At 42.1% G+C, this 12,704-nt stretch carries 8 protein-coding genes; all 8 read left to right on the top strand.

Going from position 1 to position 12,704, the window contains the following annotated elements; all coding sequences use genetic code 11:
• Positions 1–1,985, top strand: a 1,985-nt coding sequence (locus ABZB17_RS13705) for a TonB-dependent receptor plug domain-containing protein (RefSeq protein ID WP_372650908.1), incomplete at its 5' end; no start/stop codon positions are given.
• 153 nt (positions 1,986–2,138) lie between these two features.
• Positions 2,139–3,074: a metallophosphoesterase gene (locus ABZB17_RS13700; protein WP_372650907.1), complete on the top strand. Its 936-nt coding sequence runs from the start codon at positions 2,139–2,141 to the stop codon at positions 3,072–3,074.
• 196 nt (positions 3,075–3,270) lie between these two features.
• The gene (locus ABZB17_RS13695) at positions 3,271–6,414 is read left to right on the top strand and encodes a SusC/RagA family TonB-linked outer membrane protein (protein WP_372650906.1); all 3,144 of its coding nucleotides are present in this window, start codon (positions 3,271–3,273) and stop codon (positions 6,412–6,414) included.
• A 28-nt stretch (positions 6,415–6,442) separates the two neighbouring features.
• Positions 6,443–7,921 carry a SusD/RagB family nutrient-binding outer membrane lipoprotein gene (locus ABZB17_RS13690; RefSeq protein WP_372650905.1) on the top strand — a complete coding sequence of 493 codons (1,479 nt, stop codon included), beginning with the start codon at positions 6,443–6,445 and terminating at the stop codon, positions 7,919–7,921.
• Positions 7,922–8,015: 94 nt separating this feature from the next.
• Positions 8,016–9,098: a hypothetical protein gene (locus ABZB17_RS13685; protein ID WP_372650904.1), complete on the top strand. Its 1,083-nt coding sequence runs from the start codon at positions 8,016–8,018 to the stop codon at positions 9,096–9,098.
• A 416-nt stretch (positions 9,099–9,514) separates the two neighbouring features.
• A complete protein-coding gene (locus ABZB17_RS13680) occupies positions 9,515–10,150 on the top strand; it encodes a DNA-3-methyladenine glycosylase (protein ID WP_372650903.1) in 636 nt (211 codons plus the stop codon).
• A 49-nt stretch (positions 10,151–10,199) separates the two neighbouring features.
• Positions 10,200–10,676 carry a hypothetical protein gene (locus ABZB17_RS13675; RefSeq protein WP_372650902.1) on the top strand — a complete coding sequence of 159 codons (477 nt, stop codon included), beginning with the start codon at positions 10,200–10,202 and terminating at the stop codon, positions 10,674–10,676.
• A 99-nt stretch (positions 10,677–10,775) separates the two neighbouring features.
• A partial coding sequence (locus ABZB17_RS13670; RefSeq protein ID WP_372650901.1) for a TonB-dependent receptor occupies positions 10,776–12,704 on the top strand: 1,929 nt, incomplete at its 3' end.

Below are 12,704 nucleotides of genomic sequence, written 5' to 3'. Positions count from 1 at the left end.
TGGGCACCGAAAGTGGAATATTTATCCAAAAAAGCCAGATGGGTGGCGGCAGCCCGATGATACGTGGTTTTGCTGCCAACCGGGTACTGATTATGGTTGATGGCATCAGGATGAACAACGCCATTTACCGTAGCGGAAACCTGCAAAATGTAATTTCGGTTGATGCACAAAGCCTGCAAAATACCGAGGTTATTTTTGGACCGGGTTCGGTAATTTACGGAAGCGATGCACTGGGTGGCGTAATGAGTTTTAACATGCTGTCGCCCAAACTTTCGACCAACGATGATTTCGAAAATTTTGGAAAAGTATACGCCCGTTACTCAAGTGCCAATTTTGAAAAGACCGGACATTTCTCCTACAATATCGGGGGCAAAAAGTGGGCATCGGTAATTAGTGCCACCTTTTCTGATTTTGATGATTTAATGATGGGAACTTCCGGCCCCGACGAATATTTACGCCCTGAATATATTGAAAATGCTACGTATTCCGGAGAAGATCAGATAGTGCAAAACAGCAACAACCGGGAACAAATATATACTGGCTACAATCAGTTCAACCTGTTGGGGAAACTACGTTTTAGGCCAAATGAAGCCATCGACATTCTGCTAAGTGCTCAACACTCGCAAACCGGCGATATTCCGCGATACGACAGATTAATTGAGTACAGTGGCGACGCATTAAAATACGCCGAGTGGTATTACGGTCCGCAGGAATGGACACTTTTATCAGGCCGACTGCAAGTGGAAAAAGAAATGATGCTCTTCGACAAAGCCAACCTGTTGCTTGGTTATCAGGATTACACCGAAAGCCGCCACGACCGCAAACGGAATAAAGATGTCCTGCGTAACCGTACCGAAAATGTAAATGTATATTCGATTAACCTCGATTTTGGAAAAAATATAGATAAAAAAAGCGAACTGTTTTATGGTTTGGAAGGCTACTTTAACAAGGTTGGGTCAAACGGATATTCCGAAGATATGATTTCGGGAGAGCAGGAAAACATTGCTCCCCGATATCCCGATGATTCTAACTATTCGAGCCTGGCAGCTTACTACTCCTTTAAATATTCCATCAGCCCTAAAATTATTTTCCAAATGGGTTCGCGCTTTACCTACACGCATTTGGAAGGCGAATTTGATACCGATTATTATCAGTTTCCCTTCGATGGTTTTAACATGAACAATTCGGCATTTAACGGCAACCTGGGACTGGTTTGGCACCCCACCACCGATTGGCAAATTAATATTCATGGCTCTACCGGTTTTCGCTCGCCAAATATCGATGATGTTGCGAAGGTTTTCGATTCGGAGCCCGGCACAGTTGTGGTTCCCAATCCCGACCTGAAACCGGAATATGCACGCAATTTGGAGTTAAGCCTTATTCGTTCGTACCAGAATAAAGTTAAGGTTGAACTTACCGGTTTTTACACCTGGCTGAAAGATGCCATGGTTCGACGGGCTTTCGATGGATTGGAACAAGACTCCATTTTATACGACGGAGAAATGAGCCGCGTGGAAGCATTGGTGAATGCCGAGTCGGCAACCATATACGGAACAACAATGAACGTAGATTACCTTTTTAATAACCAATGGCGCACCCGGCATGATATTACAATTACAAAAGGAGAAGATTCGGAAGGTTTGCCAATCCGTCATGTTCCACCGGTATTTGGTTCGTCGCACATTATTTTCGAAGGGCCAAAATTGTACCTCGATTTATACGTAAACTACAATGGCAAACTTCATTTCGAGGATCTTGCCACCGACGAACAAAGTAAACCTCATCTATATGTTCCCGATGAAAACGGCAATCCGTATTCTCCGGCTTGGTGGACTGCCAACCTAAAATCGAACTACCAGCTAAATTCGAACCTGACACTAAGTGGCGGAATAGAAAACATTTTTAACAAACGCTATCGTCCGTATTCTTCGGGTGTTGTGTCTCCGGGGATGAACTTCGTTATCTCGGCATTATTTAAACTTTAAATTCCAGCGCCTTTTTTGGAGCAAATGCACAGGAAAAGAAGATTCGCATAACATAATATTAACGTTATTATTCTTTTTATACAGAATAAATAAAGCTTAGAAAACATATTGTTTACAATTAGTCGACAACTTGCGGGAACTAAAATTAACGTAATGAAACGACGAAATTTTCTTGGAGCTCTTGGAACATCAGCGCTCGCCGTATCAACATTATCTTTTACAACAAACGCGGCCCCCGATGCGCCTAAAAATCGGTTATTCCGCATCGTTCATTTAACCGATATGCACATTTTTGAATCGGAAAAAGTAGCCCGTGGGATAAAACAGCTATTAAAAGAGATCCACCAGTTGGAAGACAAACCCGATTTTATTCTCAATACCGGTGATAATATTATGGATGCCCTTAGACATTCGAAAGAAGAGGTGGAACAGCAATGGAATGCCTGGACTCGTTATTATAAAAATGAGTTACAATATCCGTTGTACAACTGCATTGGCAACCACGATGTTTGGGGTTGGGGATTAAAAGAACAGCCCATTCAGAACGATCCGCTTTACGGAAAAGCATGGGCATTAAAAATGCTGGAATTAAAAAACCGGTACTATTCATTCGAACATAAAGGATGGAAGTTTATTATTCTCGATAGTCCGGCTTCGGTAAACGAAGGAAGTTACACTGCCCGGCTCGATGATAAACAATTTATGTGGTTAGCAAACGAGTTGGAAAACACAGCATCATCAACACCCGTTTGTATTGTTTCTCATATTCCAATTTTATCGGCCTCAGTTTTTTACGATGGCGACAATTTAAAAGACGGAAACTGGCAGGTACCCGGTGCCTGGATTCACACCGACTCAAAAAAAATAAAAGATCTTTTTTATAAACACAAAAATGTAAAAGCTGCATTAAGCGGACACATTCATCTGGCCGACAAAACTGAATATCTTGGCGTGCAATACCATTGTAACGGTGCTGCATGTGGCGGATGGTGGGACGGCAATTACCAGGAATTTGGCCCGGCTTATGCAATAATCGACTTTTATGCCAACGGAGACATTATTACCAATTTAAAAGAATACAAATTCTAAATCCAACTAAATAAAGAAATAGAATGAACACCCGATAATCATCCAACGCTCCTAAGTTTCTGCGGAGCCATTTTTCAGCTACAATAAACACTGCATTTCATAAGGATTGACTTACGCAAATAGGTCAAAATGGGATTACTATGATTAAAATTTTATAGAAATCAAGTTAAGAATTTACACAAAAATCTATGTATTTATGAAACACTTTATTGTAACTATTGGACTTCTGCTGATGAGCATAGTCCTTTTTGCTCAGAAAAAAGAAATCACGGGAAAAATTATGGAAACCAACGGACTTTCCTTACCAGGAGTAAGTATTATGGAAAAAGGAACATCGAACGGAACAGTTTCCGATTCCGATGGAAATTACCGGATTGAAGTGAGCGAGAACGCAACACTTTTGTTTTCGTTTATTGGCTTTACAGCAAAAGAAATACCGCTTGAAGGGAACACGCTGATCAATGTTGTTTTAGCCGAAGACCTCCAGGAAATTGATGAAGTTATTGTAACCGCACTGGGTATTAGCCAGGAGAAAAAAGCGCTTGGTTATACCACCCAGGAAGTAAAGTCGGAAACCATAACCAGCGTTAATGCACCCAACCTGGGAAACATGTTAAGCGGACAGGTGGCAGGTTTAACAGTTGATACCAAAACAGGTATTTTTCAATGCCCAGATTTTCAACTTCGGGGAAAAGCTCCCCTCATCGTTATTGATGAAGTTCCGGTTGAAACCGACTTTTTTGATGTTTCATCGGCCGACATTGAAAACATTGTGGTATTGAAAGGCCCCACTGCTTCGTCGCTTTACGGATCGCGCGGAAGAAATGGTGCAATTCTAATTACTACCAAAAAAGCCGCTATAAAAGGTCTTGACATTATCATTTCAAACAGTACCATGATTTCGGCAGGTTATACCGTTTTCCCGGAAACACAAACCGAATACGGAAACGGATCGAATGGCCAGTACGAATTTTGGGACGGACAAGACGGTGGTATCTCGGACGGAGATATGATCTGGGGACCAAAATTCTCCGACAACCTTGAAATTCCTCAGTGGAACAGCCCGATTTACGACAATGTAACCGGCGAAACTATACCGTGGTGGGGCGATGTTTCGGGAACGCAATATGACGATAAATCGCGCTACTCGAGGGTTCCTATTCCGTGGGAATACCACAACAACCTGAAGGATTTTATGCGCACCGGCGTGGTTTCAACCACGAATTTCTCCATCGCTTCGAAAAATGAAAAAGTATCAACACGCTTTTCAGGCTTTTACCAATCAGAAAAAGGCAGGGTACCCAACTCGAACCTAAAAACCGGCGGACTGACATTTAACGGTTTGTACAACCTTACTTCAAACCTTACACTCGATGCCAAATTATCGTTCAACAAAGTGTATTCGCCCAATTACCCGCGTTACGGTTACGGCCCAAAAAACCACATGTACACCATTTTAATATGGATGGGCGACGATGTGAATGGACAGGAACTGAAAGAACACATGTATATCCCCGGACAGGAAGGCTACCGCCAGGCCAACTATAACTACGCCTGGTATAACAACGTGTATTTTGCAGCTAAGGAGCTCAACCAGAAACACGACCGCAACACCAGTAACGGGCAGGTTAAAATGAAGTGGGACATTACCGAAGACCTGAGCCTGCAGGGAAGGAGTTCAGCGGTGTTAAAACATACTTTCGAAGACCGTGAAAGCCCAAAGTCGTACCTGAACTATGGCGATCCGCGCGAAGGGGATTACAAAACGTGGAATACCGATCAGGTAAATATTGATAATGATATTTTACTGTCGTATAAAAAAGATTTCTCCGATAACTTTGGATTAAGTGCCAACGCCGGCGCCTCAATGTTCTACAAAAAATACCAGCAGGAATACAATGCCACCGATGGTTTAGTTGTTCCGTGGGTGTACAGTTTAAACAACTCGCTGGGCAATGTAAAAGCATCAACCTACTACCAGGAACGCGAAATACGAAGCGTTTTCGGTACTTTATCGATGGATATGCTGGATGCATTCTTCCTTACTGTTACTGCACGAAACGACTGGTCTTCAACCTTGCCAGCGTCAAACAATTCGTACTTCTATCCTTCAGTTTCTTTAAGTACCCTGTTATCGAACCTTATTGATTTCCCGGAAGCCGTTGATTACTTAAAATTATACGGATCGTGGGCTGTAGTATCAAGTGATTTGAGTCCATACCAGATCTCGTCGTATTACAGCAACAGCGGAATGTACAACGGAAATTCAAAAGTAAGTTATCCGGGAACGATTGTAAATCCGAATATCAAACCGGAAAAGTCAACTTCGTTTGAATTGGGGTTGTCGTCTGTTTTTTTGAAAAACCGCTTAAGTTTTGATTTGACGTACTACAACATTGTAGACGAAAACCAGATTATTAACCTGGATATTTCGGAAGCCAGTGGTTTCGACTCAAGAAAAGTAAACGGAAACCAATACACAACCAATGGTTTTGAGGTGATGCTAAATGCCAACCCGGTGCGTAAAAGCAATTTCCGCTGGGACCTTGGGTTAAACTGGACAACCAGCGTTAAAAAGCTTACAGAAATTTATGGTGGCGAAGAAAAATACGGGAACTATTCGTTGAATGAGCGCATTGATAACTACTATGCCACGGGTTGGATGAAAACTGCCGATGGCCAACTTATCGTTTCGGCAGAAACCGGTCTGCCATCGAAAGATCCAAATCCGCAACTTTTTGGTCATACCGCTCCGAACTGGATGTTTGGCTTGCAAAACCATTTCAAATACAAAAATCTTTCGTTGGATGTTGACATTGATGGTTCGCTTGGCGGTGTAATACGATCATTATCAGTTGAAAAAATGTGGTGGGGAGGCAAACACCCGAACTCGGTTAAATACCGCGATGCTGAATATGCTGCCGGTCATCCGGTTTATGTTCCCGATGCGGTGAACGTTATTAGTGGCGAACTAACCACCGACATTGAAGGAAACGTAATCTCCGACACACGCGAGTACCAAACCAACGAAACAGCAGTAAGCTGGCAAACCTGGTCTCAAAACTATCCGTATCGCGCAAAAGTATCGCAAGACGAAAGTGAAACGTTTGCCAATATTTTCGATCGTAGTTATGTAAAACTTCGAAAAGTGGCATTCAGTTACGATCTCACCAACCTGATGAATATTAACGCATTCAAAAAAATTGAAGCCACTGCCTACGGCTACAACCTGGCAATGTGGAAAAAGGCCGACATCATTGATCCTGATTACGGAGATGACAATAACCTGCAGGATCCTTCAACGCGTTATGTTGGTTTGGGATTAACCGTAACATTCTAAAAAACACGAACACTTTAATTTTAAAACAATGAAAAAATATATTTTATCAGCAATATTTTTTGTTTGGGTATTCAGCTCATGCAGCGATTTGGAGGAGCTAAACCTGAACCCGAACAATGTACCCGAAACACACCCGCAACTTTTACTTACCGATATTGAATGGAATGCTTTCCAGGTAGAAGGAGTAAGTCCAATGTTTGCCTCGCGAATGGTGGTACAAACCGATGGCGAAAATGCCAACCAGTATTACAACTGGAACCGCGCCGGTTTTGGCGATTATGCGAAGCTTCGGAATATTACAAAAATGATGGAAGAAGCCGAACGCATTGAAAACACGGCTTATACAGCTCTGGGCAAATTTTTCCGCGCCTATTATTTTTATAAGCTCACCCTAACTTTTGGAGACATCCCCTACTCCGATGCCTTACAAGGAGAAACTGACGAAATTTATGCCCCGGTTTACGATACGCAAAAAAATATTTTCAAAGGAATACTACAGGAGCTTGAAGATGCTGATGCCCTTTTAGCCAACGACAACAGCATTATTGCCGGCGATATTATTTATAACGGAAACACAAGCCAGTGGCGCAAATGTATCAACTCGTTTCGTTTAAAAGTGCTTATCACGCTTTCAAAGAAAGAATCGGATTCTGATTTGAATGTAAAAAGCACCTTTGCCGGCATTTACAACAACTCGCCAGTTCTTGAATCGAACGACGACAACGGTCAGCTCATTTTTATCGACGAATTGGGAAGTCGTTATACCGAATACAACAGTAGTAGCTATGGTTCGGCCCGTTATATGGACTCAACTTATGTGAAGCGTCTTCAGGATTTAAGTGATCCGCGATTATTTATTTTCTGCGGACAAACACGTAATGCGAAAGAAGCCGGTTTGGCCATCAACGATTTCTCAGCCTACGAAGGTGGAGATCCGATTGCTCCGTATAACGAGGTAAACCTGAAAGCAGCCGCCGGAAAAGTATCGAAGATAAACCTGAGATACACTACCGCCCCAACCACTGAACCGCATGTATTTTTGGGATATACCGAATTGCAACTTATTTTGGCTGAAGCCGCCGTTCGTGGGTGGATCAGTACCTCGGCCAAGGATCACTACGAAAATGCGGTAAAAGCATCGTTTGAGTTTTACAATGCCCATGCTACCGATTTTGTAGAGGATGTAAATGCCAATGCAGCAAACGAATATTTGCAGGGCCAGTTGGTCGATTTTGCCAATGCTTCATCAAACGAAGAGCAATTAAAGCTAATCATGCTTCAGAAATATATTCCTTCGTTTCTGCAAGGCGGATGGCGAATGTATTTCGACCACTTACGCACCGGGTATCCTGAATTTCGGATTGATGGAACCAATACTCCTCCTTTGCGCTGGATGTACCCAACCAGCGAATACCAGCAAAACAGCGAAAATGTAAGTGCTGCCATTACTACTCAGTTTGGCGAAGGCAACGATAAAATCAGAGAAACAAGCTGGTGGTTAAAATAATATTCACTCTTTTTTCATAGAAATAAAACTAAAGGTCTGTGTATATTTATGCAGGCCTTTTATAAACTTATTTAAACCACAATTTTTTTATCCAATGAAAACAAAAATTTTCACAGCAATTTTTCTACTAATGGGTATTTCTCTTTTTGCACAAAATGTAAATAACATTCAAATGCCCGAAATTTTGTATAAAAACTCGCGCAAGACAATAAACATCCCTGATATTCTTGGCTACCAAACCTTAAAATGCGATTTTCATATGCACACCGTTTTTTCCGATGGAAGTGTGTGGCCTACAATTCGGGTTGACGAAGCATACAACGAAGGGCTTGATGTGATTGCCATTACCGATCATATTGAACGCCATCCCTCAAAAAAGGATGTTGCCGGAGACGACAATTCATCGTATGAGATTGCTTTACCACGTGCTCAACAAAAAAATATCATTCTTATAAAAGCCGGTGAGATTACACGAAGCATGGCTCCGGGGCATTTTAATGCTTTATTTTTAAACGACACTCAGGCACTTGATGTGGAAAACTGGCGCGATGCTTTTGCCGAAGCTAAAAAACAAGGGGCGTATTTTATTTGGAACCACCCGGGGTGGAAAGCTCAGCAACCCGACACCTGCTTGTGGTGGGACGAACACACCGAACTTTTTGAAAACGGAATGCTGCATGCCATTGAAGTTTTTAATGAGAAAGAATGGTACCCAATTGCACTGGATTGGTGCATGGACAAAAACATTGCACCACATGCTGCATCCGATATTCACGGAATAAACTCAGAAATGTACAACCTGAAAGATTACCACCGCCCGATGACATTGGTATTGGCAAAAGAACGCACACAGGAATCAATTCGCGAAGCATTGTTTGCCAACCGCACCGTGGCTTATTTCGGGAATATTCTGGCGGGGAAAGAAGAATATCTGAAAGCCATTTTTGAGGCTTCGGTAAAAATTGAATTCTACCGTGAATATGAAAAAGGCAAAACCTATATTATCGCAAATAAATCAGATGTTCCATTTATTTTATCGTCGGAAGAAGAGCTGTTTACTATTCCTGCCAACGGAGAAACAATGGTAAATATTCCTAATGATTTTAATAATTGGGTTGAAGTGAAAAACCTGCATGTAAAAGGTACCAAAAACCTGAAACTTAAATTGGAATTATAAAATCAATATTGAGTTAGTAAAACTTAAAAAACGCAATTACCGTTTTTTTCAAAGAAGGCAGAAATCAATCTGCGAGATAAGATTTTATTTATTTAATTCGGTATTATATAAAAGAGGAACACCTGGAGTTCCTCTTTTTTTGCTCTCAAAATATCACGAATAGTATTTATAACCCATCCTCTTATCCTTCCCTGCCAGCAAAGAAGGACGATTGGATAGTGGTTCATAAAAATAAACTTCATCTAATCCATATACGTCGTTGTTTTTAGAGGATAATCGTCTTTCCCTTTATAAAGGGAGGGACAGGAGAGAGGGTAAATTCCAACTTTTAACGTTGTCAGCAATTCCTATAAATAGTCGTTTCCTCTAAACATATTCTTCAAAAAACAGTTCTTCGTTATAAGCAAATTTAAAACATGACCAAAATAAAAAACGAAAGCCATTTTAAAGAACTTTGCGACTGGTGCACCGGCGTAGAGCCAAAGCTGGAGACCGTAATCAGGGAATTCGATTACCCTCCTCTGTGGTATCGAAAACCGGATTTTGCCACACTCATCCTAACCATTTTGGAACAGCAGGTTTCGCTCGCATCGGCAAAAGCAGCGTACAATAAATTAGAGGAGAAAGTAAAAAATGTAACACCTGAAAACCTGTTGAAACTTACGGATGAAGAGTTGCGTGCCTGTTATTTTAGCCGCCAGAAAATACAATACAGCCGGATTCTTGCCAGCGAAATTGTAAGCGGCAAACTTAATCTCAATGAATTAAACGAGATGAATGAAGCTGCCATCCGAAAAATTCTGATAAAACTAAAAGGCATAGGTAACTGGACTATTGACATGTATGTTTTAATGAGCCTTCACTATTCTGATATTTTTCCTCCGGGAGATCTGGCAACAATAAAAGCGGTTTACGAATTAGAACTTGTTACACCCGAAGCAACAAAAGAGGAAATTGTGGAGTACATGAAACGTTTTTCACCCAACCGCTCGGTGGCAACCTATATTCTCTGGCATTTCTACATTCAAAAACGTAAGCTGGTTCTGGAGTAAAAGTTAAAACAGAAAATCACACTGTAAAGATTTTCACTACCTTTAAACCATGCTCGTTTCCAACAAAATCTCAAGAACACTTGAAGGCCCATATCGTTTTATTGGCTTTTACTTTGTGTTTGTAGCTGCGATATCCTTTTACGAGCAAGCCTGGATCATTTTCAGCATTCACGCTGTTTTGGGTTGGTTTCTTCTGGGCTCTTATTCCGGTGTTGATATCGACACCGAAAAAAAACTGTTCCGAAGTTTTAATATGTGGTTTGGCCTTGTAAAAACCGGGAAATGGGAACCCGTTGGAAAATACATTGGCCTTACATTGGTATCGATGAACAAGTTATACAGTTTGTACAGTCGATCGAATCGTAATATAACTTCCGGGAAGCAAGAATTCAGAGTATATTTTGTGAATAATAAGAAACGACCCTCCATTGCTGTAAAAAAATGTAAAACAAACGATGACGCGCAACGAGGGATGGACGAACTGGCCATTTGGCTGCATTTGCCGGTTTACAGTACAAAGCATTAAACTTTTATTTGTAGTGCAACGTTAATTCTCCATACCAGCGATATATTATTTCCTCTGATTTTCCGTTATTTATTCAAACAAACTCAGAACAAAAGAAACATGAAGACTCTTCTCAGTATAATTCTCCTGGTAATTATTGTTTCAACCTCCTTTGGTCAAAGCAAAAAACGCAATAAGGTAAAACGCAAATACCGAAATATTGAAGCCGTTTCGCGTGAACAGCCAACTGTTTATGTACGTGGTTCAGTCTACGACAGCGATTACAACCTGCTACCCGGTGCCACGGTTACGATCGACGGGACTTATAAAGGAGTGAACACGAACGAAGACGGTGAATATTTTATCACAAATCTGGAACCGGGAAGAGCACGAATCCGGGTTTCGTTTATCGGTTATGAAACCCATACTGCTGATATTATTTTGCGGGAAGGAAGGAACGAAAAGAATGTAATGCTACCTACAGCCGACATTCACTTGGAACCGATATTGGTAAGCGCACAAAAACGCGAACAACAGCTGCTTGATGTTCCAACAGCCATTTCGTCGGTGAGTAATCAACGAATAAATGAAGCCAACATCACCGAGCTAAGCACACTGGGTGAATTTGTTCCGGGATTATACGTACGCGAGCAGGGCGCCAACCGACCCACTTTTGCCATTCGCGGGCTAAGCAGCGATGAAGTGAGCCCCAGCGCCCAACCACGTATTTCGGTATTTTTTAATAATGTGCCGATAAACCGGGCCAATTCAGCTGCGCTAGAGTTGTACGACATGGACCGAGTGGAAGTATTGAAAGGCCCGCAAAACGCACTTTTCGGTCGTGGCGCACAGGCTGGAGCAATTCACTATGTAAGTAAAATGCCGGAGAACAGCTATTACGGAAGTATTACTGCCGGATTGGGAGATTACGGGCTGCAAGAATACCGGGGCATGATTAATGCACCGATAATAGAAAACAAACTGATGATGCGGGCTGCAGGAATTTACACTACGCGCGATGGTTATGTGGAGAATACTTTTGGCGGCGACCTGATGGGTAAAGAAACCATTGCCGGACGTTTTTCTTTGCGCTTCAAGCCACAATGGAACCACCGTTTTGATGTGGTGGTGAATTACCAGAAAGACGATACTCCGGGAATAGCATTTATGCCCGCTGGTCTGCCAAATACAAATGGCGATATTGGCATTTTTAGTGGCGTTGCCTCGCACGAACAGGGCATAAACCTGGGAACCGGAAAAGAAATTTTTGATGCAACACTGAACTACCGCCTTTACATGAGCGAACATACCTACTGGACCAGTATCACTTCGTATCGAAAAACAGATGCCACATCACGGTGGGATGGCGACGGTACGGCCTCGGCGGCCATCGATATGGCAGAATATGCCGGAGCATCACAATTTTACCAGGAGATACGTGGAAACTTCTCGCAGAACAGCCGTATGAACGGTTCGCTTGGAGGTAGTTTCTGGCGCGAAAAAGCCGACCAGACTTACTGGTTCTCGCCCAACGAGCAACACCTCGCGAATCTTATGCTCTCAAGTCCACCAATGCCTTTGGTGGATGCTAATGGCGGGCCAATTTCAATTCCGGCAATACCAAATTATGACCCTGAATTGGATACAACGATTTACATCCCTCTTCCAACAAATCACCAGGAAGAAATGTACAGCAAAGCTACAAACATGTCAGTAGAAGCGTTTATGGATTTGAACTACCAGTTATCACGAAAGATTTTTGTTTCGGCAGGAGTTCGTATGGTTTACGACCGTTATAAACTGAACAGCGAATCTTCTTTTGTCAGCGGCTTGCCATCAACATTGGGTATGTATACAGGTAACGCCCCCAACGTTTTCTTTTTGCCATATAATTCAAAAGAAATCAGTAAAAATACAATTTCCTATACCTGGCGCGGAGGGTTAAAATACCGCTTTAACGAATACGGAAATATTTATGCCAACTACTCGCGCGGACGCCGCCCTGCCGTATTGCAGTTTACCTCAACAGGAGAAGAGGAAGTTCTGGAG

It is taken from the genome of Draconibacterium sp. (assembly GCF_041583095.1).
In the GTDB taxonomy this organism is placed as follows: Bacteria; Bacteroidota; Bacteroidia; order Bacteroidales; family Prolixibacteraceae; genus Draconibacterium.
This window is presented reverse-complemented; position numbering and strand designations above follow the sequence as displayed.